Here is a 22,091-nt window from a genome sequence, read left to right as displayed (position 1 = left end):
GCTTTCAGCGCACTTGTTTTGCGAAGATTCCGTCTTCGCCGAAGCGGTGGGCAAGTTTGTTGGCGCCGTAGATCAGCAGCGCGCTGACTACGCCCTTGGCCAGGCCGGCTGCCGCGCCCGAGCTCCAGCCGCCTCCTACCACGCCGGTGTAGTAGGTGAAGGTGTCCAGCACTTCCGCGGCTCCGGCTCCCACGGCGTCCCGCTGCAGGATGAACTGTTCAAATCCGACGGAAAGAATGTCGCCGATGCGAAGGATGAGGAGGAGGACGATCACGGGCCTGAGGCCGGGCAGGGTGATGTGCCACATCCTGCGCCATCGTCCCGCACCGTCAGCCGCTGCAGCTTCGTAGAGCGAAGCATCAATGCTGGCCAACGCAGCGAGGAAGATGATCATGGCCCAGCCGGCGTCTTTCCAGATCATCTGGACCACCACCATCACCGGAAACGTCTCCGGGTTGGTCATGAAGGGAATTGGCTCCATGCCCCAGTCCCTGAGCAGGTTGTTGACGAAGCCTGCACCGCCCAGCATTTGCTGGAAGAACGCGATCACCAACACCCAGGACAGGAAGTGCGGCAGGTAGGCGATGCTTTGGAAGATCCGCCGAACCCGGGCGCTGATCAGTGAATCCACAATCAGCGCCAATACCAGCGGCACGGGGAACAGGAAGACCAGCTGCCAGGCGGCGAGGTACAGGGTGTTCCAGAAGGCGTGAACGAAGTCCGGATTGCCGAAAAGGTCCACGAAGTTCTGCCAGCCGACCCACAGGCTGTCACCGATGCCCAGATAGGGCTGGTAGTCCTGGAACGCTATGACGTTGCCGAGGATCGGTATGTAGAAGAAGAGCAACAGGAAGGCCACGCCCGGGAGCATCATGAGCAGCATCTGCTTGTCGCGTCGCAGGCGCGATCGGAAACTCTGCTGCGGGACCTTGCTCCTCTTCCGCTTCTTATGACCGGGTCCGGAGGCGTTTCCGCCTGGCGGACCCGGGACTCGGCGAGCTTCGGGCAATGCCGGAGCCTGTTCCGTCGTCGAGTTCATGCTGTCTCCTCAAGTGCTGAGCCGAAACCACCAATGTGATTTAGACCACGCTCGTTAACCGTTTAACAAACCATAAGTGACTCGCGTCGCTTTTTGCAAGATGATGATCGAAACGGACCAAAGAAATCACTTTTCATCACTCTGCACGTTTGGGGCTGCCCGATGCCCGCACCCGTTGCCGCCGATCGCTCCCGTAAGAACCGGGGCGCGATGCGGAAAGGGGTGCGCCACAGGCGTACGAGTGGTGAGCGAGGCGGAATCGGGCGCGCCGAGCGGCAAGCGGTGCGCGTGCGGAAACGGGGCGCGCCAACCTGGGTACGGTGGTGCGCTACGCGGGGAGGGACGAGTTCGAATCTCGCCCGCACCCGTTGCCGCCGATCGCCCCCGTAAGAACGGGCGCACCCGGCGGAAAACGGTGCGCCACCAGGCTGAAAGTGGTGCGGACGGCGGCAAGGGGTGCGCCACCGGGCTGAAAGTGCTGCAGCAGGCGGAAGCGGGTGCGCCCGCGAGGGGTTGAGCGGAGCGTGTAGCAGGCAACCGGACCCCGCTAAAGTACTAGCAGGTGGAATTCAGACAGAAGGTTGAGATGGCAGATTGCTGTAGCCCCGGTGCTGCCGCCCGGGCGCACTCCGAGCCGGGGCCGGGACTCCCCCTTCGAACAGCCGGCGACCATCCGACGGCGAGCACCGCCGTCGAGCGTTCCGCCGCAGACGGTGCCTCACACATAGGCGAAGTCAATGACGTCGAGATTCCCGCGGGAACCTTCGCCATGGGCGATCCCTTCAACGAGGGCTACGGCGACGACGGCGAGTCGCCTGTGCACGAAGTGTCCGTCTCAAAATTCCGGATCAGTGCCACCACCGTAACCAATGAAGAGTTCGCCGAGTTCGCCGACGCCACTGGCCACCGCACCGAGTCGGAAACCTACGGAACGTCAGCGGTGTTCCATCTTGCCGTGAAAGCAGACCCACGCGACATCCTCAACAGGGTCAACAACGTCCCGTGGTGGCTCAACGTCCGTGGAGCCGACTGGGCGCACCCGGCCGGACCACTCTCCAGCTGGACAGACATCCCCGACCATCCCGTCACGCATGTTTCGCACAACGATGCCTTGGCGTACTGCCATTGGGCCGGCCGTCGCCTGCCCACGGAAGCCGAGTGGGAATACGCGGCCCGCGGCGGGCTGTCCGGGCAGCGCTACCCCTGGGGCAATGACCTGCACAACGAAGCGCCCGACCAAGCCGCTCATAACTGCAACATTTGGCAAGGGGAATTCCCATCCCGCAACACGATCGACGACGGTTACCTCACCACCGCGCCCGCCAGGTCATTCCTCCCCAACGGCTACGGGCTGTACCAAACCAGCGGAAATGTCTGGGAGTGGTGCAGCGACTGGTTCCTGCCCAAGTACTACAAGACGTGCCTGGCACAAGGAACAGTGGAGAACCCGCAGGGGCCCAGCGTCGGCCGCGGAAGGGTCATGCGCGGTGGCTCCTACCTCTGCCACGACTCGTACTGCAACCGCTACCGCCTCGCAGCGCGGAGCTCAAACACGCCGGACTCTGCCAGTGGAAATCTGGGCTTCAGGACTGTGGCGCTCTAAAACTTGGGGCCGTGGCCGCGCTTTGGTCCGTGACCCTTGACGCCCGCCGGCAGTTCTCCTGACACGATCTTTGTCGCTGACACGGCGTCGCCGTCCTTGGCGCCGCTGACTCTTACTTTGTCGCCGGCCTTGAGGTCGGCAACGGTGGCAGCAGGCAGCGATGGCCCGCCCCTGCCGTTCCTGAGCTCGGAGAGGTCGGTGGGAACCTGGGTGATCCGTGTATCCGCGGTGATCAAATAGCGTTGCGTGAAGCTGTCTTCGCTCTTCACGGTCATGTCGGTGTCGCTAACCGATTCGATAGTTCCGGCTTGCGTCACGACGGTGCGGTAGCTCCCGTCCTGCTGCTTCACCACGTGTTCGCCGTGGATAGCCTGCCCACGGCCTTCTGTGGCCTTGGCCTTCCCTGATGGGGAAGAGCCGGGAGAAGTGGAAGAGCTCGACGGCGAAGGGCTGGGTTGGGTGCCCGCCCACACAGCGGCGGCCCCGCCGCCGGTCAGGGCGACAGCGATCCCGCCGGCAAGAAGGCCCTTGCGAAGGCCCGGTTTGAGAGTGGCCATGCATCCATTGTGCGCCCTCTCCACACAAAAATAGCTCGCAGTTGTGGCTGTTCTGAGCTTTCAAACAACCACAACTGCGAGCTACCTGGGCATCAAACTGCGGGACTTAGCCCTCGACGCCGAGCTTCTCCAGGATGAGTTCGCGGACACGTCCGGCGTCGGCCTGGCCACGGGTGGCCTTCATGACGCCGCCAACAATCGCGCCAATGGCCTGGACCTTGCCACCACGGATCTTCTCCGCCACGTCAGGCTGTGCTGCCAGTGCTGCGTCGATGGCTTCCAGGAGCGGACCGTCGTCGGACACAACCGCGAGGCCGCGCTTCTCGACAATCTCCGCCGGGGTGCCTTCGCCTGCGAGCACGCCGTCCAGGACCTGGGTGGCCATCTTGTTGTTGATCTTGCCGTCTTCAACCAGCTTGTTCAGCTCGACGATGACCTGCGGTGTGACACCAAGCTCGGAAGGATCGACGTCGGCAACCTTGGCGCGGCCTACGATCTCACCCATCCACCACTTGCGGGCAACATCCGCGGAGGCACCTGCTGCGATGGTTTCCTCGATGGAGTCCATGACGCCGGCGTTCACAACGTCGCGGAACTCCAGATCCGAGTAGCCCCAAGCTTCCTTGAGGCGCTTGCGGCGCTCGGCCGGCGGCTCGGGAAGGGTGGCGCGGAGTTCCTCCACCCACTCCCGGGAGGCGACGACGGGAACCAGGTCCGGCTCCGGGAAGTAGCGGTAATCGTCAGCGTCGGACTTGGGCCGGCCCGACGTCGTCGAACGAGTGTCCTCGTGCCAGTGTCGCGTCTCCTGGATGACCGGCTCGCCGGAATCGAGGACGGCAGCGTGGCGCTGGATCTCGTAACGGACGGCGTGCTCGACGGCGCGCAGCGAGTTCACGTTCTTGGTCTCCGAACGGATGCCGAACCGTTCCCGGCCGTGCGGGCGCAGGGAAACGTTGGCGTCGCAACGGACGTTGCCGCGTTCCATCTTGGCGTCGGAAACACCAAGGTTCTTCACGATCTCACGGACTGCGGCGACGTACGCCTTGGCCAGCTCAGGCGCACGGCTACCGGCGCCCTCGATCGGCTTGGTGACGATTTCAACCAGCGGTACACCGGAACGGTTGTAGTCCACCAGTGAGTAGTCGGCACCCTGGATACGGCCCGCAGCACCACCCATGTGGGTCAGCTTGCCGGCGTCCTCTTCCATGTGGGCGCGCTCGATCTCCACGCGGAAGACCGTGCCGTCCTCAAGCTCGATGTCGATGTAACCGTCGTAGGCAATCGGTTCGTCGTACTGCGAGGTCTGGAAGTTCTTGGGGGTGTCCGGGTAGAAGTAGTTCTTCCGGGCGAAGCGGCAGGACTCGGCGATCTTGCAGTTAAGGGCAAGGCCGATCTTGATGGAGGACTCCACGGCCGTCTTGTTCACCACGGGCAGGACGCCGGGCATGCCCAGGTCAACCTCATTGACGTTGGTGTTCGGCTCGTCGCCAAAGACGTTCGGTGCGGAGGAGAACATCTTGGTCTTGGTGTTGAGCTCCACGTGGACCTCGAACCCCAGGACAGGATCGTACTTCTCCATTGCCTCTTCGAAGCTCAGGGTTGCATCGACGGACATTAGTTGGAACCTCCGGCGGTGGTTGTGGCAGAACCAAGAACAGGCGCCTGCGCAAGCATCGGGCCGCCCCACTTCTCTTCAAGGATGGATTCGAGGACAGCACCCACACGGTACAGACGGGCATCCTGGCGGGCAGGAGCCAGCAGCTGGATGCCGACGGGCAGGCCGTCTTCGTCAGCAAGGCCGCCAGGCAGGGACAGGCCCGGGATACCAGCAAGGTTGGCCGGGATGGTGGCGACGTCGTTCAGGTACATCGCCAGCGGATCGTCCAGCTTCTCCCCCAGCTTGAACGCCGTAGTGGGCGCCGTCGGGGAGATCAGGACATCGGCCTTCGCGAAGGCGGCGTCGAAGTCGCGCTGGATCAGCGTCCGGACCTTCTGTGCTGAGCCGTAGTAAGCGTCGTAGTAGCCGGCGCTCAACGCGTAGGTTCCCAGGATGATGCGTCGCTTCACTTCGTCGCCGAAGCCGGCAGCACGGGTAGCACCCATGACGCGCTCGATGGTCATGGGACCATCCTTGGGCAGCACGCGCATGCCGAAGCGGACGCCGTCGAACTTGGCCAGGTTGCTGGACACCTCAGACGGCATGATCAGGTAGTAAGCGCCCAGGGCGTACTTCAGGTTGGGGCAGGAAACCTCGACGATTTCAGCGCCGGCATCCTTCAGCAGCTGCAGGGACTCGTTGAAACGGTTCTCGACGCCGGCCTGGTAGCCTTCGCCGTGAAGTTCCTTGACGATGCCGATCTTCATGCCGGCAACGTTGCCCACGCGGGCGGCAGCAACAAGATCGTTGAACGGATCGGTCAGCGACGTGGAGTCAAAGGGGTCATGGCCGCCAATGACTTCCTGCAGCAGCGCCGAGTCCAAGACCGTCCGGGAAACCGGGCCGATCTGGTCCAACGACGACGCCATGGCAATGGCACCGTAACGGGAAACAGCACCGTACGTCGGCTTCACGCCAACGGTTCCGGTGACGGCACCCGGCTGGCGGATCGAGCCACCGGTATCGGTACCGAGCGCCAGCGGCGCTTCGAAAGCGGCGACGGCGGCAGCAGAACCGCCGCCCGAACCGCCGGGAATCCGGTCCAGATCCCACGGGTTGCGGGTGGGGCCGTACGCCGAGTGCTCCGTGGAGGAACCCATGGCGAATTCGTCCAGGTTGGTCTTACCCAGGATGGGCATCTTAGCCGCGCGCAGCTTCTTCACCACGGTAGCGTCGTACGGGCTGTGCCAGCCCTCAAGGATCTTCGAACCAGCCGTGGTGGGCTGGCCGATCGTGACAATGAGGTCTTTCACCGCGATCGGCACACCAGCGAGGGCATGCAGCTCCTCGGCAGCGGAACCACCGGCGGCGCGGGCAGCGTCAACCTCAGCGGCAACGGCCAAAGCCTCTTCAGTATTGACGTGCAGGAAGGCGTTAACCTGACCATCGACGTCGGCAATGCGGTCAAGATGCGCCTGCGTCACCTCGACGGCGGTCACCTCGCGGGCGGCCAGCTTCGCAGCGAGATCGGCAGCGGAGTGGTGGATGAGTTCGTTCTTCAGCTCAGTCATAGTGATTAGTCCTCATCCAGGATTGCGGGGACCTTGAAACGGTTCTCGTAAGCATCCGGAGCGCCGGACAACGCCTGCTCAGCCGTGAACGTGTGGCCCACAACGTCCTCGCGGAACACGTTGGTCAACGGAATCGGGTGCGACGTCGCCGGGACGTCCTCCCCCGCAGCTTCGCTCACGCTCTTCACCGAATCCACAATGACAGCAAGCTCAACAGCCATCCTGTCCAGTTCTTCGGCACTCATTTCAATGTGAGCCAGACGCGCAAGATGCGCGACGTCGTCACGGTTGATCGCAGCCATGGATCTCCCCTGCAAAGTTCAAATGGTTTTCCGGACCAGTCTACTTGGCTGTGCGCACCTGCCGGACGATGCGCTGGCGCGCAAGGCGAGTGGTTGCGTTCGGCGGCTTGCCGCAGACGATCCTTTGGTCGCTCGCTCGTGCCTCGCTTAGACGCGACCGGCAGGATGTCTCCGGCCGCTGGGTGGGTTTGCGGGGGCGGACTGGGTCCGACTCCGCAGCGGCCGGTGGGCCTCCTACGCAAAACCGGGCCAGGCATCCGGAAGCGTGCGTCAAAGCGACGAAGGAGCAGCACGCGGAGGATGTCTGGCCCGGTTTTGCACCTCAGGTGCAGACGGGTGCTTTGGGAACGGCAGCCTAGCCGATGCCGATGGCTCCGGTCAGGACTCCTACCGCCAGCATGACCACCGAGATGACTGCCGTGCGCCAGAGGACCTTCTTGTGGTGGTCGCCCAGGTCTACCTTTGCGAGGGAGACCAGCAGGAGGATCGCCGGAACAAGGGGGCTTTGCAGGTGGAAGGGCTGCCCGGTGATGGAGGCGCGGGCCATGTCCACTGCATCTACGCCATAGTGCGCGGCGGTTTCGGAAAGGACCGGCAGGACTCCGAAGTAGAAGGCGTCGTTGCTCATAAAGAACGTCATCGGAATGCTGAGGAGGCCGGTGATGACCGCCATGAACGGGCCCATCTCGGCGGGAATGATCTGGACCAGCCACTCGGACATTGCTTTGACCATGCCCGTGCCGTTGAGGACACCGGTGAGGACGGCGGCGGCCATGACCATGCTGACGACGGCGACGATGGACGGCGCGTGGGCGATCAGCTGCGCGCCTTGGTCCTTGACCTTGGGGAAGTTGACCAGCAGGGCGATCGCGGAGCCGACCATGAAAACGAACGGCAGCGGAACGATGTTGGCCACCAGGACCACCATGACGGCAACGGTCAGGCACAGGTTGAACCAGAACAGCTTGGGACGCAGCGTTGAGCGGTTGGGGTCAAGGGCAGTGTCTGCCATAGCGGTGTCGTGATCGTCCACCAGCGTGGCCGGGTCTTCAAGAACCGCGACGCCGGAACCTCCGCCGCTGCCAGGCTTGCCTGCGGTTGCGCCGGTGCGGCCAAAGCCGAAACGACCAGCGCCAAATCCTGAACCCGAACCCGCGGCAACCGAACCGCCGCGGCCCGTGCCGCCGTCGAACGCTTCCGAAGGATCGGCGACGTCGCCCCAGATCTCGGGGGCAGTGGTACGGAGGCGGTTGCGTTCCTGGAGGCCGAGCAGCCACGCGAAGACCATGACCACAATGAGGCCGACGATCAGTGAAGGGACCATGGGCACGAAGACGTCGTTCACATCAAGCTTAAGCGCGGTGGCTGCACGCGCCGTGGGGCCGCCCCAGGGCAGGATGTTCATGGTGCCGTTGGCGAGGCCCGCCACACAGGTGAGGACCACTGGGCTCATCTTGAGACGCAGGTAGACCGGGAGCATGGCAGCCGTGGTGAGGATGAAGGTTGTGGATCCGTCGCCATCCAGGGAGACAGCCGCCGCCAGGATGGCGGTGCCGAGGACAACCTTCGCGGGGTCGTTGCCCAGCTTGCGCAGGATGAACTTCACCAGGGGGTCGAACAGTCCGACGTCGATCATCAGGCCGAAGTAGATGATGGCGAACATGAGGAGCGCGGCCGTGGACGTCATGGACTTCATGGAGTCCATCACCATGTCGCCGATGCCGAGGCCCGCTCCGGCGAAAAGGCCGAAGACTGTGGGGACGATGATCAGCGCCAGTACTGGCGTCAATTTTTTGGTCATGATCAGGACCATGAATACCGCAATCATTGCGAATCCAAGCAAAACCAGCACGGCCGGCTCCTTACTACTGTGAATGGCGCCACGTCGGTGTGATGCGCACTACAGACGATATGGTGGCGGTCGTCACGGATAGGGGTTTCCGGGAATTGTTGGGAATACTGCTCGTTGCGAACGTTTTGCGCATTGTGCTCAGTGATTCAATGGATCAGGAGGAAAGGAGCAAAGGTGCCGCGCAACAGCCGGGTCAGCATGCGTTTCTCCACCCAAACCCTTCTCCTGCAGTTGGGGGTTGTCCTGCTGGTGGTCCTGCTCAGCGGCACGGTCCATGCCTGGCTGGTGGACGAACGGATCGGTACCGAAGCCGAAAACCAAGCACTCACCCTTGCAAGGACGGTCGCCGCGGATCCGGATATCAGGTCAGGCGTCCAAGCCATCAGCAAAGAGGAAGGAACGCCTCCCCCGGATGTCCTCGCCGGCGGCACGCTGCAGGCTGCGGCCGAAGCGGTTCGGATCCGGACCGGGGCCCTGTTCGTGGTGATCACCGATGAAACGGGGCTGAGGCTGGCCCACCCGGACACGGCACGATTGGGCGAACGCGTCAGCACGGATCCATCAGTTGCACTGGGCGGGCAGGAAATCACCACACGCAACACGGGAACGTTGGGACCATCGGCAGGGGCGAAGGTCCCGGTGTTCGCGCCGGAGAGTTCTGACTCGATCGTGGGCGAAGTCAGCGTTGGCTATTCCGTGGAGTCGTTCAGCAACAGCCTGGCCCGCGACATCGTGCCCATTGCACTCACCGCCGGCGGTGCACTTCTTGCCGGCGTCCTGGCGTCCTTCCTGCTCAGGCGCAGGCTGCAGCGGCTCACGCTCGGCCTGGAACCGGAAGAAATCAGCACCCTGGTCCACGACCAGGTTGCCGTGCTCCAAGGTGTGGATGATGGCGTGATCGGCATCGCCGCAGACGGACGCATCTCGGTGTTTAACGCCGCCGCTGCACGACTCTTGGACATGCCCGACGCCACAGGTCAGGACTGGGCGTCCGCCGCCGTTCCCGAGCAACTCAAGCAGCTCACCCAGCCCGCAGCCCGGGACGCCGAAGCCGTGGAAATTGTTGCCGGCGGACGCGTCCTGGTCGCCAGCGCGCGCAAAGCGTGGCACCGGCAGGAGGACCTGGGCTGGGTTGTCATGTTGCGCGACCGTACGGAATTGCAGCAACTCACCCGCCAACTCGACGCCGTGGGGACCATGTCCACGGCCCTCCGCGCCCAGCGCCACGAATTCGCCAACCAACTGCATACCATCGCCGGTTTCATGAGCATCGGCCAGCATGATGCCGCCAAAGGGTACCTCGCCCGCATCTCGGCCACAGGGCCATTGAAGTTCCCGGTGGAGCAGGCCGAACTGCTCCAGGATACGTACCTTCAGGCGTTCATTGGCGCCAAGGGGGTGGAAGCATCCGAGCGCGGCGTATCCCTCCGCATCGGACCCGAAACGCTGGTCCGTGGACACGTGGCCGATCCCCAGGACGTGACCACCGTGCTCGGCAACCTGATCGACAACGCGGTGAGTGCCGCCGTCGGCGGTTCTTCAACGGAACGTTGGGTGGAAGTTGAACTGCTGGATGATGTCACCCAAACCGGTGGAACCCTGCACATCGTGGTGGGCGATTCGGGCGACGGCCTGGGGAGCCTGGAGCCGGAAGAGGTTTTCGCCGAGGGATTTACGACGTCGGAACGACCGGTACGCTCGGGGGCTGGACAAGGTTTGGGGCTGGCGCTGGTGCGGCAGCTTGCGCGGCGGCGCGGAGGTGATGTCCGCGTTCTGGAGCCCGGCAGCCACGGCGGACCGGGGGCAGTGTTCATGGCCGCCATCCCTGGCGTCATGGATTCCGCGGAGCACGCGGGCGCAGGGGCGGACTTAACGTTGAGGGAGGACAGCAATGGCTGAGGATTTGCGGGTATTGATCGTGGATGACGACTTCCACGTGGCAAGACTCCATGCAGCCTATGTGGATTCCGTGGCCGGCTTCATGGCCTTGGCGCCAGCCGGGTCGGTTTCCCAAGCGCTGCAGGCGATCCACAGCCTGCGTCCCGATCTGGTGCTGCTGGACGTGTATTTGCCGGACGGCTCAGGCTTGGACCTGCTGGGTCAGCTGGACGTTGACGCCATCATGCTTACTGCTGCCTCGGACGCGCAATCCATCAAGGTTGCACTGCGGCGCGGCGCCTTGGGATACATGCTGAAGCCATTCACGGCCGAGTCCCTTTCCCAACAGCTCCGGTCCTACGCCCGGTATCGCCGGATTCTGGGGCAGCAGACAGCCGTTGACCAGACCACCATTGAGCGAGCCAAGCGGTCCCTGATTCCGGGCGATGTAACACCGTCAGCCAAGCCGCGGTCCGCGACGGAGGCAGCGGTTCTGGAATCGTTGCTTCCCGGAGAGCAATATTCGGCGGCCGAGGTTGCTGAGCGGGTAGGCGTTTCCCGGGCCACAGCGCAAAGGTACCTGTCCTCGCTAGCGGACGATGGCGCCGTCGAGATCCAACTGCGCTACGGAAGCACAGGCCGCCCCGAACACCGCTACGGCGTCCCCGCCTGACCCAAGTAAGTCGCAGCAAACGCCCTTTTGAGGGCTCAAAAGGGCGTTTGCTGCTACTTAGTTGGGTGCGTTACGCGGACTTCTGCGCCACGAGTTCGATCTCCACCAGCATCTGGGGATCCAGGAATGGCAGGACGTGCACCAAGGCCAGCGTGGGACGGATCTCGCCGAAGACCTCACCGTGCGCGCGACCGGCGTCCTCCCATTTACTGATGTCCGTCAGGTACAGCTTGGACTGGACGACGTCCTCGTAAGAGAACCCGGCGTCTTCGAGCACAGCGCCGAGCTTCTCCAGGATGTACTTGGTCTGCGAGTAGAAATCATCGCCAACGATGCCCTCGGGCCCGGAGGCAGCCGTGGCAGAAATGAAGAGTGTGTTGTCCACCTGGACTGCGCGGGAGTAACCCAGAGTCTGCTCCCAGACTGAACCCGTGCCGAATGTCTTGCGCATGCCGCGCCTTTCCTGTCGCTTTCGCACGGTCCGTTGACCGGCGTTTACGAAGGAAACTTTATGACCGCGGGAGGTCCAGCCGGTAAACGAACAGCTTTATGTCGGTGCCGGGAACGAACCAGTCGCGGTGCGGGGCCCGCTCAAAGCCCGTCCGCGCATAGAGCGCGTTGGCGCTTTCCCACGTGGCGCCCGTAGTAAGGGACACAGCCTTGATGCCATTCATGGCTTTGGCTTGGTCGACGACGGCCTGCACCAACGCGCGGCCCGCACCGGAGCGCTGGACTGCCGGATCCACCACGAGGGTACGCAGTTCAAGTTCGTCTTCCAGGCCGATGTCGGAGAAGCCGCCGCCTGCCGGTGCTGCCGTCACGGAGCCGATGACCTCACCGTTGCGCTCTGCCACCAGGATCTCTGCGTGCTCCGCGCGTCCGGCCACGTCCTGGAGCTTCTTCAGGTACGGGTGATCGGCGTCGCCGTAGTACCCCGCGGTGACGTAGGAGTCCTGCGTAATGCGGGCAACGGCGTCGTAGTCTTCGGGCAGGGCGGGACGGACGGTAATCGGCGAAAGCACCTACCAATGGTAGTCGCCTTTCACGCACCAACAACGCTAAATGCGCCTTTCCGTGATGGAACTATCAGTCACGAACGGAACGCGCGACGCCGGGTGGTTGACTCCCGCTGTTCGCCTCCGGTTCCGTCGGGCTGCCGATTGTGTTGCCTCCTGTGGCGTCCAATTGAGCCGCGTTGCGTGCGGTGAACCCCGGTTTCGTGCTTTTGCGCGTAGATGTCGAAACGCTGGCGCAAGGCAATGCGGGCGTGCTTGAGTTGCCACACGGCAAAGCCCGGCCGTGAAAACTTCGTGCACACAGAACAGGAGGAACCGATGCCCAAGACCGATTTCCCAGCACACGTAACGCAGGCTCACTCCTGCTGTCCGTCCTGCCTTCAGAACTAGCGATCTGCAGCGCTGCCCGTTGAAGCCTTCGGCTCCGGTCCAGCGAAACCCTCCCGCACCTGAAAGGCATTTGCATGTTTTCCGCGTCCCTCCGCGCCCAAAAACTCCCCACAACACCCCCGAACCGCCGCCAAATCCTCGGCACCCTTCTCGCCATTCCCGCCCTGGGCCTGTTGACCGCTTGCGGCGGACCAGCAGCGGCCGGAAGCGTAGCCACGCAGGCGGCACAAGTCACCGCCCCGCTGGCCACCACCGTTCCGGAAGGCACCACTCTGGTAGTGGGCGATCCATCCGTGCAGGTGGCCCTCGAACTTTCCGGCCTGGACAAGAAGCTCAGCTTTCCGGTGAAGTTCGCCAACCTCTCCGGCGGCCCTGCCACTACCGAAGCGTTCCGGGCCAACGCACTTGATGTGGGATCCGTGGCCGACATCCCACCCATTCACGCAACATGGACCGGCCTGGATGTCCGCATCGTCGCCAGCGTCTATCGGCAGGATGCCGTGAACCACCCCCTGTACGAACTCGGCGTGGCACCCGGGGCCGGCATCACCGACCTTCAAGGCCTTCGCGGCAAGAAAATCGCCTACAGCCCCGGCCAGGCACAGGGCGCCTTGGTGTTGCGGATCCTCGAAAAGGCCGGACTCCAGCAAAGCGATGTGAAGCTCGTGGAACTGCCCAGCACCGGCGACACCTACTCCACAGCCCTCTCCAGCAAGCAGGTGGACGCCGCGCCACTCGGCGGTGTCCAGATCAAGCGCTACCTCGCCAAATACGGCGCCGACGGCGGAACCACCCTGCGGCACGGTCTCAGGGATGACCCCGGCCACCTCTACGCGCCAGCCAAGGTGCTGGATGACCCAGCCAAAGCGGCAGCGCTTGCCCAATACGTCGAGCTCTGGGGACAGGCCCAACGCTGGATCCAAGACCACCCCAAAGAATGGCTCGAAGGCTACTACGTCAAGAACCAAGGGCTATCCGCTGAGGACGGCCAGTACCTGATCGATGCCGCCGGCGAGCGCGACCTCCCCACCTCATGGACGGAAGCCATTTCCCGCCACCAGCAGACTATCGACCTCCTTGCCAAGGAGCAGAAGAAGCCCGAGCTGGACGCCGCCAAGCTGTACGACCTCCGGTTCGAGGCCATTGCCGGGACGGCTTACGCGGCAGCCGGGAATGGAGCATAGCCATGACTACAACTGCCGCCCGGCACGCAACTACGCTGACCACTCCCCCGCCAAGGGGCGACGTCGCAGCTCCCCCGGGTGCCGTCGTCGAGCCTCACCTTGACCCGGCCCTCACGGGAAGGCCTGATGTCCGCCCGACGAGCCGTCGACTGGGTCCTGGCAAGCGTCGCCGTTTTGCGGGTTTGGTGGGTCCCGCCGCGCTGATCCTGATATGGGTGGTTGCCTCGGCTACAGGCCTGCTTGACCCGCGCATTCTGTCCGAACCGTGGACCGTGGTGTCCACGGCGGGCGAGTTGATCGCCGATGGCCGGCTACAGGAGAACCTGGCGATCTCGGCGCAGCGGGCAGGTTTGGGGCTCTTCTTCGGCATCGTGGTGGGTGCGTTGCTTGCGGTCCTGTCCGGATTGAGCCGCGTGGGCGAATCCCTGATCGACGGTCCGGTGCAGATCAAGCGGGCGATTCCCGGTCTCGCCCTGATCCCGCTGCTCATCCTCTGGTTTGGCATCGACGAAACCATGAAGGTCCTCACCATCACTCTGGGAGTGTTCGTTCCGATCTATCTCCAAACTCATGCCGGTTTGCGGGGCATAGACCTGCGGTATGTCGAACTGGCACAAACCGTCGGCCTTAGCCGGGCCGGATTCATCCGCCGCGTCGTCTTGCCGGGGGCTCTGCCGGGGTTCTTCCTGGGACTCCGCTTCGCAGTCACCGGCGCGTGGGTGTCGCTGGTGGTAGTGGAACAGATCAACTCCACCAGTGGCATCGGCTACATGATGGAGCTCGCCCGCACGTACGGCCAAACGAACATCATCGTCCTGGGCCTGGCCGTCTATGGCATCCTCGGCCTGCTTTCCGACGCCGCTGTCCGGCTCCTCGAACGAAAGGCATTGTCATGGCAACGCACGCTGGCGGGCTAGGCACACCGCCCACCGGCCCCTCCTACGAGGTCTCTGTCCGCAACCTCATCCGCAGCTTCGGCCCGAAGGGCGTCCTCAACGGAGTCGACCTCGACATTGCACCCGGCGAGTTTGTGGCCCTCCTCGGCCCGAGTGGCTGCGGCAAGAGCACCCTGCTGCGGGCCCTCGCAGGCTTGGACCGCGATGTCCGGGGCAGCGGCGTGGTGAGGGTGCCGGACCAGGTGTCCGTAGTTTTCCAGGATTCCCGCCTGCTGCCGTGGGACAGCGTACTGGGCAACGTCACTTTGGGGCTCAGGGATCACGACGCCGATGCCCGCGGGCGCCACGCCCTCGCCGAGGTGGGACTTGCCGGCCGCGAGGAGGCCTGGCCGCATGAGCTGTCCGGCGGTGAACAGCAACGCGTCGCTTTGGCGCGGTCGCTGGTTCGTGAACCCAAGCTGCTCTTGGCCGATGAACCCTTCGGTGCCCTCGACGCCCTCACCCGGCTAAAGATGCATGTGCTGTTGAAGGACCTCGTCGCCGCCCATCGCCCGGCGGTCCTCCTCGTAACCCACGACGTCGACGAAGCCATCACGCTGGCCGACCGCGTCGTCGTCCTCCGAGACGGCCGCGTCTCCCTTGAGCGCAAAGCCGGGACCGCCGTCGACCATTCAACGCTGAGGGGCGAACTGCTCGAAGCCCTCGGCGTCCACGCTGCTGCCTAAACCTTCATATTCAATCCAAGGAGAAACCCCATGACTGAACCACAGCGCAAACTTCACCTGAACGCTTTCCTCATGAGCACAGGCCATCACGAAGCATCGTGGCGGCTGCCCGAAAGCGACCCTTTGTCCTCCACCAAGGTGGAGCACTACCAGCATCTGGCACGCACCGCTGAACGCGGAAAGCTGGACTCCATCTTCTTCGCCGACTCGCCCGTCCTGTTCGGCGAGGTGGGCCGCCGTCCTGCTGGCAAACTGGAGCCCACGGTACTGCTGACCGCCATTGCAGCGGTCACGCAGAGGATCGGTTTGATCGCCACCGCCTCGACTACCTACAACGACCCCTTCAACTTGGCACGCCGCTTTGCTTCAGTGGACTGGGTCAGCGGCGGCCGCGCCGGCTGGAACGTCGTCACGACGGCGGGACCGGATGCCGCGCGCAACTTCGGCGTCGATGATCAACCGGCACACGCCGTCCGCTATGAGCGGGCTGCCGAGTTCATTGAGGTGGCGCAGAAGCTTTGGGACAGCTGGGAAGACGACGCCGTGCTGGCGGACAAGGCCGAGGGCGTGTGGGGCGATGACAGCAAGATCCGGGCCATTGAGCACGAAGGCAAGCACTTCCGTGTCCGCGGACCGCTCAATGTCCCCCGTTCGCCGCAAGGGCACCCGCTGATCGTGCAGGCCGGTTCTTCCGAGGACGGCAAGAAGCTGGCGGCGCAGTACGCCGAAGCTGTCTTCACCGCACACCAGACCTTGGCCGATGCCCAGGCCTTCTATTCAGACCTCAAGGCACGTACAGCAGCCGTGGGCCGCGACCCGGAAGGCATCAAGATCCTGCCGGGCATCGTCCCCGTTATAGGTTCCACAGAGGCTGAAGCCCTGGAGCTTGAGCGCGAGCTCGACGAACTCATCAAGCCCGAGTACGCCCGGGAGCAGTTGGCCAAGACACTGCGCCTGGCCCCGGAAGACCTTCCCCTCGACCGCCAACTGCCCGCAGACCTGCCCTCCGAGGAGGATATTGAAGGAGCCAAGAGCCGCTACACGCTGATCGTGGAACTGGCCCGCCGCGAGCAGCTCACCGTTCGCCAGCTGATCGGCCGCCTGGGTGGAGGACGAGGGCACCGCACCTTCTCCGGAACACCCGAACAGGTTGCCGACGCCATCCAGGACTGGTTCTTTGCCGGCGCCGCAGATGGCTTCAACATCATGCCGCCGGTCCTCCCCTCCGGTTTGGAGATCTTCGTCGACCAGGTGGTGCCGATCCTCCAGCAACGCGGCCTGTTCCGCACCGAATACACCGAGTCCACACTGCGGGGGCACTACGGCCTGGCACGGCCCGAGAACCGTTTTGCCGGTTCCGAGGGCAAGCAGCTCACGTCCATCGGGTCGGCGTTCTGATGACGGAATACCGGAACCTGGGCCGAACGGGCGTCAAGGTCAGCCAGCTGACGTTGGGGACCATGATGTTCGGGGCCATCGGAAATCCCGACCACGATGACAGCACCCGCATCATCCATCGGGCGCTGGACGCCGGCATCAACCTGGTGGACACCGCCGACGTGTATTCCCAGGGCGAGTCAGAGGAAATTGTGGGCAAGGCCCTGCAGGGTCGGCGCGATCAGGTCATTCTGGCCACGAAAGTCCACGGACGCCTCGGCGAGGACGTGAACCAAGCCGGCAATTCGCGCCGTTGGATCATCCGGGAAGTCGAGGACAGCCTCCGCAGGCTGCAGACAGACTGGATCGACCTCTACCAGGTGCACCGGCCCGATCCCGACACGGACATCGACGAGACCCTGGGAGCGCTCAGCGACCTCGTCACCCAAGGCAAGATCCGTTACATCGGCACGTCCACGTTCCTCCCCGGCCAGATCGTCGAAGCCCAGTACGTGGCCCGCGAGCGCCATCGGGAGCGGCCGGTCACCGAACAACCGCCCTACTCGATCCTGGCACGGGGCGCCGAGCGCGAAGTCCTGCCTTTGGCGCAGCAGCACGGACTCGGCGTCCTGCCATGGAGTCCGCTCGCCGGTGGGTGGTTGTCAGGCAGGATCAAGGCCGACGGCGGTCACCTTGCGTCGAGCCGAGCGGCCCGCCAACCAGCCCGGCACGATCCGAACCTTCCCGGGAACGCCCTCAAGACGAAGGCCGTGCTCGAGCTGACGGAACTGGCGGAACAGGCCGGGCTTTCCTTGGTTCATCTGGCCCTGGCCTTCGTTCTCGAACACCCTGCCGTCACCTCGGCGATCATCGGTCCTCGAACCCTTGACCACCTCGAAGCAGCTCTCGGGGCAGACAAGCTCACGTTGTCCCCCGATGTGTTGGACAGGATCGACGAGATCGTGCCGCCCGGAACAACCCTCAACGCAGCTGATGCCGGCTATGAACCGGTGTGGCTGACTGAGCCGGCCCGTCGTCGTCGTTCTTTGAGGTAAAGCACTTCAACGCTTGGGCCAGCTCCACAACGGACCTTCCAGCGGTCCCAAACCCTTGATCCTGGTCTCGCCCAGGTCCTTGTAGAGCTCATGCTCGTGGGCAGCTCCGCTTTCGCGAAGTGCCTTGAGCAAGGCCTCGGAGTGGGTCACCACGATCATCTGGCTGTTGGCACTGGCTTGGACAATCAGTCCGGCCAGTGCCGGCATCAGGTCAACGTGAAGGCTTGTCTCGGGTTCGTTGAGGACCATGAGCTCCGGGGGCCGCGGCGTCAGCAATGCTGCGGTGAGCAGGAGGAAGCGCAGCGTTCCGTCCGAAAGTTCAGCGGCTTTCATGGGCCGGAGCATGCCCGGCTGCCGCAACTCCACACTGAACCGGCCGTCGCTGACGGCGATCTCCAGCCGACTTCCGGGAAAGGCGTGGTCGACGGCGGCATCCAACTGCCGCTCGAAGCCCACCTCGCGCAGCGTTTGGAGTGCGGCGGCGAGATCCTTGCCGCTGTGATGCAGCACAGGGGTGCGTGTCCCGAGCTGCGCCTGACGTGCAGGAGCCTCGGCATCAGTGCGGAAATGATCGTAGAAGCGCCATGAACGAACCGAGTCACGGACCCGCAGGACTTCCGGTGCACGGTCCTGGTCCGAGACCTCTGTCAGCATGCTCTGGAAGGTGTCCAAGCGCCGGGACAGTTCGGTCCACTCGCCATCCGGTCCGCGCAGCTTGGCGAGGCTGCCCTTGCGGTCCACCAGCAGCGAACCGGGCCGTGCCACGGGGCCGGAAAAGATCTGTTCCCGTTTGATCTCCGGGTCCAGACTGAAGGCCGAAGGCCGGGAACGGCCGGTTTCCGGGTCAAACCCGGCGCCGCTGGATGCCGGCATGCCTAGGTCCACCAGATAACCGAAGTCGTCACTGGAGTAGCCCAGCTTCAGGTTTACCGACTCCCGACGGACCGTCCCTTGGACGGGTACTTCACCACGCCGCATAGCCTCGCTGATGGACTCGGGCCCAGCCCACAGTGTGGAAGCCAACCCGCCGTCCCGGGCCAGGGAGCCCACCACGTTTCCGGAGTCACCGCCGGCGCATTCGGCGAGCAGCCGAAGTGCCCGATAGAGGGAGGACTTCCCGCTGCCGTTGGCTCCGGTCACGATGTCCAGGCCATGCAACTCGATGGCGAGATCCCGGATGGAGCGGTAGTTGGCGATGGCGAGTGCTTTGATCAATGGTTGATGGTCACTTGCCAATAGTCACAACGGGAATTTGCCGGAGAGTTCCAAGGTCCCTGCACACATCCAGGCCGACAACCGGTCTTTTGTGCTCGGTCCGCCATCCAGTGGGCTCTCCAGGCGAGGCCGGCGCACCCAGCAACCGGCTTCTTCCGCAATCAGCGCACCTGCAGCGAAGTCGTGCTCGTTGAGGCCCCGCTCACCGTAGGCGTCGAAGGTTCCGTCCGCCACCAAGCAGAGGTCCAGTGCAGCCGAGCCCAAACGTCGGACGTCGGCAAATCCGTCCATGAGCCCTGCGAGGCCTTCAGATTGGCTTGCCCGGGTAGCGGGATCGTAGCTGAAGCCGGTGGCCAGGATGAGGCCGGTGCGCCCGGGAACCGGACCCGCCAGGCGCGTCGCCTCCCCCCCGGCTTCCATCCACGCGCCATGTCCGCGGGCCGCGGAATAGATGCGCCCCAACGCCGGCGCGTGAACCACGCCGGCCTGCCAGACGCCGTCGGAATCTGCTACGGCAACGGAGGTGGCGTAGTAGACGATGTTGCGGATGAAGTTGGTGGTCCCGTCCAGGGGATCGATGGACCAGCGGTATCCCGAGGGCTGGTCGGGCCGGGTAGTACCGTGTTCCTCCCCCGTGATCGTGTCGTGGGGCCGTTCGACAGTGATCGCTTCACGGACCGCGTTCTCAGCTGCGACGTCAAAAGCGGTGACCCAGTCACCGGCCTCGCCCTTGTTGCTGGTTTCCAGACCGTCGCCGCCCGTGCCTGTGGCGGACCGCTGTGCAAGGACAGCAGCGCCCGCAGCCGCCGCACGTTTTGCTACAGCAAGCAGTTCTCCGGCGTCCGTCATTCGGAGACCGCTTCCGCCGCTGTTTCATCCACTACGTTTGCTTCATCCGTTGCGGCTTCAGCTTCCGTCCCGGTCTGTGCCGGCCCGTTGGCCAGGAGCTCGCGGAAGCCGTCCTCGTCCAGCACCGGCACGCCGAGTTGCTCGGCCTTGTCCAGCTTGGTGCCGGCACTTTCACCGGCCACCAGGTAACTGGTGTTCTTGGAGACGGAGCCGGAGGCTTTGCCGCCGCGGATGATGATGGCTTCCTTGGCTTCGTCGCGGCTGAAGTTAGGCAGCGTACCGGTAACTACCACCGTGAGCCCCTCGAGGGTCCGGGGCACCGAGGTGTCCCGTTCATCCTCCATGCGCACCCCGGCGGCCGCCCAGCTGTCCACGATCTCGTTATGCCAGTCCACGGCGAACCATTCCTTGAGCGCCACGGCAATGGTGGGTCCGACGCCGTCAACGTGAGCCATTTGCTCTTCCGTGGCATTGCGAATGGCATCCATGCTTCCGAATGCGGTGGCAAGAGCACGCGAAGCCGTTGGCCCGACGTGCCGGATGGAGAGCGCTACCAGTACTCGCCACAGCGGCTGCGTCTTCGCCTTTTCCAGCTCCACGAACAGTTTTTCCGTCGTTGCAGTGGGCTTGGAGGGAGACTTGGCTGTTCCCTTGGTGTAGAAGTACGGGACGAGCTCGTATTCGCCCGTTCCCACACCCTTGGACCGCTTTTCCCTGCGGATCTTGACGTCCGCCAGGTCTTCACGCGTCAGGCTGAACAGGCCGGCCTCACTGGTGAGGGGCGGCGTCTCAGGCTCAGCCGGCTGTGTGAGGGCAATAGCTGCCTCCCAGCCGAGCGCTTCGATATCGAACGCGCCGCGGCCCGCGAGGTGGAACACGCGCTCCCGCAGCTGCGAGGGGCAGGACTTGGCGTTGGGGCAACGAATGTCCACATCGCCTTCCTTCGACGGCGCCAACGGCGTGCCACATGACGGGCATTCCGTGGGCATCACGAATTCGCGGACCGGCGGATCCTGCTTGTCACGCAGGGCCAGCACCGGGCCGACGATCTCCGGAATGACGTCTCCTGCCTTACGGAGAACGACGATGTCGCCGATCATGACACCCTTGGCCTTGACCACGTCCTGGTTGTGCAGGGTAGCCATTCCCACCGTGGAACCGGCCACCTTCACCGGCTCCATCAGGCCGAAGGGCGTCACACGCCCTGTTCGGCCAACGTTCACGGCGATGTCCAGGAGCTTGGTGTGGACTTCTTCGGGCGGGTACTTGTAGGCAGCAGCCCACCTGGGAACCCGGGAGGTGTAACCAAGTGCACGTTGGGTGGCGAAGTCATCGATCTTGACCACGATGCCGTCGATCTCATGCAGGAGCTTATGCCGGCGCTCACCATAGTCGGCGATGAACTTCAGGACGTCGTCGAACGTGTCCAACACCTTGAGGTATGGGCTGACCGGGAGCCCCCATTCTTCAAGGAGCTTGTACGTTTCTGACTGGCTCTTCGCTTCGAGCCCTTCACGGGCGCCGATGCCGTGGACGAACATGCTGAGCGGACGCTTGGCGGTTTCAGCTGGATCCTTTTGGCGAAGCGATCCAGCGGCGGCGTTGCGGGGGTTGGCAAGCGGTGCTTTGCCGGCGGCGACGAGCGTCTCGTTGAACTCGACGAAGGCCTTGGAGGGGATGAACACCTCGCCACGGATTTCTACTTCCGACGGATAGCCTGAACCGCTGAGCTGCCGTGGGATCTCTTTGATGGTGAGGACGTTGTGAGTGATGTCCTCACCTGTGGTGCCGTCGCCCCGGGTGGCGGCCCGGACCAGTTTCCCGTCCCGGTACAGCAGATTGACGGCAAGGCCATCGATCTTCAGTTCAGTCAGCCAGGCGATGGGCGGGACGGAATCGCCGAGCTTCGCCACCGACGCTGCAGCCTTGCGGACCCAGGCTTCAAGCTCGTCCAAGGAGAAGACGTCGTCAAGGCTGTACATCCTCTGCAGATGCTCCACCGCCGCGAAAGCGGACGAGACCTCGCCACCAACCTCCTGGGTGGGCGAGTCATTGGAGACGAGCTCCGGGTGCAGTGCTTCCAGTTCCTCCAGCCGGCGGTAGAGTTCGTCGAACTCCGCATCGGAAACCGTTGGCGCGTCTTCCTGGTAGTAGGCATACCGGTACTTACGGACCAAGTCCGCTAATTGCTCGTACTCATCCCGAAGGGACTCCGACGGCGGAGTCCCTTCCTCCGCGACGATTGCCGCAGCGGCGTCTTGGGTTGTGGTGTCGACCGGATCCGGATTCTCTGGTGTGCTCACAGGTCTATC

19 protein-coding genes are annotated in these 22,091 nt (G+C 63.9%); 8 read left to right on the top strand and 11 right to left on the bottom strand.

Annotated elements, in window-relative coordinates; translation table 11 throughout:
* Positions 1-4 precede the first annotated feature (4 nt).
* Positions 5-1,039, bottom strand: coding sequence for an ABC transporter permease (locus tag KCX59_RS07580; RefSeq protein ID WP_179019098.1), 1,035 nt, complete (start codon positions 1,037-1,039; stop codon positions 5-7).
* A 586-nt stretch (positions 1,040-1,625) separates the two neighbouring features.
* Here KCX59_RS07580 and KCX59_RS07575 point away from each other — a divergent pair.
* On the top strand, positions 1,626-2,642 hold the full coding sequence (locus tag KCX59_RS07575; protein ID WP_179019100.1) for a formylglycine-generating enzyme family protein: 1,017 nt from the start codon (positions 1,626-1,628) through the stop codon (positions 2,640-2,642).
* Here the strand turns inward: KCX59_RS07575 and KCX59_RS07570 are convergent.
* The 5 genes from KCX59_RS07570 to KCX59_RS07550 form a co-directional block, all read right to left on the bottom strand.
* Positions 2,639-3,199 carry a hypothetical protein gene (locus KCX59_RS07570; RefSeq protein WP_179019102.1) on the bottom strand — a complete coding sequence of 187 codons (561 nt, stop codon included), beginning with the start codon at positions 3,197-3,199 and terminating at the stop codon, positions 2,639-2,641. The two genes, KCX59_RS07575 and KCX59_RS07570, sit on opposite strands and share 4 nt — an antisense overlap.
* A 106-nt stretch (positions 3,200-3,305) precedes the next feature.
* The gene (gene gatB / locus KCX59_RS07565; protein WP_179019104.1) at positions 3,306-4,814 is read right to left on the bottom strand and encodes an Asp-tRNA(Asn)/Glu-tRNA(Gln) amidotransferase subunit GatB; all 1,509 of its coding nucleotides are present in this window, start codon (positions 4,812-4,814) and stop codon (positions 3,306-3,308) included.
* Positions 4,814-6,367 (bottom strand): Asp-tRNA(Asn)/Glu-tRNA(Gln) amidotransferase subunit GatA, encoded by a 1,554-nt coding sequence (gene gatA / locus KCX59_RS07560; protein WP_178996480.1) that lies wholly within the window; start codon positions 6,365-6,367, stop codon positions 4,814-4,816. Before gatA ends, gatB begins: the two co-directional genes overlap by 1 nt.
* 5 nt (positions 6,368-6,372) lie before the next feature.
* Entirely contained in the window at positions 6,373-6,669 is a 297-nt protein-coding gene (gene gatC, locus KCX59_RS07555) for an Asp-tRNA(Asn)/Glu-tRNA(Gln) amidotransferase subunit GatC (protein ID WP_017199363.1), read from the bottom strand.
* A gap of 355 nt (positions 6,670-7,024) precedes the next feature.
* The gene (locus tag KCX59_RS07550; RefSeq protein WP_179019106.1) at positions 7,025-8,521 is read right to left on the bottom strand and encodes a CitMHS family transporter; all 1,497 of its coding nucleotides are present in this window, start codon (positions 8,519-8,521) and stop codon (positions 7,025-7,027) included.
* A gap of 198 nt (positions 8,522-8,719) precedes the next feature.
* Between KCX59_RS07550 and KCX59_RS07545 the strand changes: the two genes are divergently transcribed.
* Positions 8,720-10,420 (top strand): sensor histidine kinase, encoded by a 1,701-nt coding sequence (locus tag KCX59_RS07545; RefSeq protein WP_179019399.1) that lies wholly within the window; start codon positions 8,720-8,722, stop codon positions 10,418-10,420.
* Positions 10,413-11,072: a response regulator gene (locus tag KCX59_RS07540; RefSeq protein WP_178996484.1), complete on the top strand. Its 660-nt coding sequence runs from the start codon at positions 10,413-10,415 to the stop codon at positions 11,070-11,072. The genes KCX59_RS07545 and KCX59_RS07540 overlap by 8 nt, the downstream gene beginning before the upstream one ends.
* Positions 11,073-11,142: 70 nt before the next feature.
* Here the strand turns inward: KCX59_RS07540 and KCX59_RS07535 are convergent, their stop codons facing one another.
* Positions 11,143-11,523 carry a RidA family protein gene (locus KCX59_RS07535; RefSeq protein WP_178996486.1) on the bottom strand — a complete coding sequence of 127 codons (381 nt, stop codon included), beginning with the start codon at positions 11,521-11,523 and terminating at the stop codon, positions 11,143-11,145.
* 58 nt (positions 11,524-11,581) lie between these two features.
* Complete coding sequence (locus tag KCX59_RS07530) at positions 11,582-12,094, bottom strand: GNAT family N-acetyltransferase (RefSeq protein ID WP_178996488.1); 513 nt, start codon at positions 12,092-12,094, stop codon at positions 11,582-11,584.
* Between the two features lie 458 nt (positions 12,095-12,552).
* Between KCX59_RS07530 and KCX59_RS07525 the strand changes: the two genes are divergently transcribed.
* From KCX59_RS07525 to KCX59_RS07505, 5 genes are read left to right on the top strand one after another with little or no spacing between them, the layout of a single operon-like run.
* Positions 12,553-13,662: an ABC transporter substrate-binding protein gene (locus KCX59_RS07525; protein ID WP_179019108.1), complete on the top strand. Its 1,110-nt coding sequence runs from the start codon at positions 12,553-12,555 to the stop codon at positions 13,660-13,662.
* Between the two features lie 2 nt (positions 13,663-13,664).
* Complete coding sequence (locus tag KCX59_RS07520) at positions 13,665-14,579, top strand: ABC transporter permease (protein WP_091466282.1); 915 nt, start codon at positions 13,665-13,667, stop codon at positions 14,577-14,579.
* Positions 14,555-15,283 carry an ABC transporter ATP-binding protein gene (locus tag KCX59_RS07515; protein WP_178996494.1) on the top strand — a complete coding sequence of 243 codons (729 nt, stop codon included), beginning with the start codon at positions 14,555-14,557 and terminating at the stop codon, positions 15,281-15,283. Before KCX59_RS07520 ends, KCX59_RS07515 begins: the two co-directional genes overlap by 25 nt.
* Positions 15,284-15,313: 30 nt before the next feature.
* A complete protein-coding gene (locus KCX59_RS07510) occupies positions 15,314-16,681 on the top strand; it encodes an LLM class flavin-dependent oxidoreductase (RefSeq protein ID WP_179019110.1) in 1,368 nt (455 codons plus the stop codon).
* The gene (locus KCX59_RS07505) at positions 16,681-17,715 is read left to right on the top strand and encodes an aldo/keto reductase (protein ID WP_179019112.1); all 1,035 of its coding nucleotides are present in this window, start codon (positions 16,681-16,683) and stop codon (positions 17,713-17,715) included. Before KCX59_RS07510 ends, KCX59_RS07505 begins: the two co-directional genes overlap by 1 nt.
* A gap of 6 nt (positions 17,716-17,721) precedes the next feature.
* Here KCX59_RS07505 and KCX59_RS07500 read toward each other — a convergent pair whose 3' ends face one another.
* Genes KCX59_RS07500 through ligA form a run of 3 tightly spaced genes read right to left on the bottom strand, consistent with a single transcriptional unit; the run spans position 17,722 to position 22,082 of the window.
* Positions 17,722-18,930 carry an AAA family ATPase gene (locus KCX59_RS07500; protein WP_178996500.1) on the bottom strand — a complete coding sequence of 403 codons (1,209 nt, stop codon included), beginning with the start codon at positions 18,928-18,930 and terminating at the stop codon, positions 17,722-17,724.
* 24 nt (positions 18,931-18,954) lie between these two features.
* On the bottom strand, positions 18,955-19,779 hold the full coding sequence (locus tag KCX59_RS07495; protein WP_179019114.1) for an inositol monophosphatase family protein: 825 nt from the start codon (positions 19,777-19,779) through the stop codon (positions 18,955-18,957).
* A complete protein-coding gene (gene ligA, locus KCX59_RS07490) occupies positions 19,776-22,082 on the bottom strand; it encodes an NAD-dependent DNA ligase LigA (RefSeq protein WP_178996504.1) in 2,307 nt (768 codons plus the stop codon). The genes KCX59_RS07495 and ligA overlap by 4 nt, the downstream gene beginning before the upstream one ends.
* Positions 22,083-22,091: the final 9 nt, after the last annotated feature.

It is taken from the genome of Paenarthrobacter nitroguajacolicus, assembly GCF_051027655.1.
GTDB classification, from domain to species: domain Bacteria; phylum Actinomycetota; class Actinomycetes; order Actinomycetales; family Micrococcaceae; genus Arthrobacter; species Arthrobacter nitroguajacolicus.
Note: the sequence above shows the minus strand (reverse complement) of the source record. Positions and strands in the feature narration are given on the sequence as shown.

Coding starts and splice junctions, on each gene's coding strand:
- KCX59_RS07580 (WP_179019098.1), bottom strand. CDS start 1,039: ATGAACTCGACGACGGAACAGGCTCCGGCATTGCCCGAAGCTCGCCGA.
- KCX59_RS07575 (WP_179019100.1), top strand. CDS start 1,626: ATGGCAGATTGCTGTAGCCCCGGTGCTGCCGCCCGGGCGCACTCCGAG.
- KCX59_RS07570 (WP_179019102.1), bottom strand. CDS start 3,199: ATGGCCACTCTCAAACCGGGCCTTCGCAAGGGCCTTCTTGCCGGCGGG.
- gatB (WP_179019104.1), bottom strand. CDS start 4,814: ATGTCCGTCGATGCAACCCTGAGCTTCGAAGAGGCAATGGAGAAGTAC.
- gatA (WP_178996480.1), bottom strand. CDS start 6,367: ATGACTGAGCTGAAGAACGAACTCATCCACCACTCCGCTGCCGATCTC.
- gatC (WP_017199363.1), bottom strand. CDS start 6,669: ATGGCTGCGATCAACCGTGACGACGTCGCGCATCTTGCGCGTCTGGCT.
- KCX59_RS07545 (WP_179019399.1), top strand. CDS start 8,720: ATGCGTTTCTCCACCCAAACCCTTCTCCTGCAGTTGGGGGTTGTCCTG.
- KCX59_RS07540 (WP_178996484.1), top strand. CDS start 10,413: ATGGCTGAGGATTTGCGGGTATTGATCGTGGATGACGACTTCCACGTG.
- KCX59_RS07535 (WP_178996486.1), bottom strand. CDS start 11,523: ATGCGCAAGACATTCGGCACGGGTTCAGTCTGGGAGCAGACTCTGGGT.
- KCX59_RS07525 (WP_179019108.1), top strand. CDS start 12,553: ATGTTTTCCGCGTCCCTCCGCGCCCAAAAACTCCCCACAACACCCCCG.
- KCX59_RS07520 (WP_091466282.1), top strand. CDS start 13,665: ATGACTACAACTGCCGCCCGGCACGCAACTACGCTGACCACTCCCCCG.
- KCX59_RS07515 (WP_178996494.1), top strand. CDS start 14,555: ATGGCAACGCACGCTGGCGGGCTAGGCACACCGCCCACCGGCCCCTCC.
- KCX59_RS07510 (WP_179019110.1), top strand. CDS start 15,314: ATGACTGAACCACAGCGCAAACTTCACCTGAACGCTTTCCTCATGAGC.
- KCX59_RS07505 (WP_179019112.1), top strand. CDS start 16,681: ATGACGGAATACCGGAACCTGGGCCGAACGGGCGTCAAGGTCAGCCAG.
- KCX59_RS07495 (WP_179019114.1), bottom strand. CDS start 19,779: ATGACGGACGCCGGAGAACTGCTTGCTGTAGCAAAACGTGCGGCGGCT.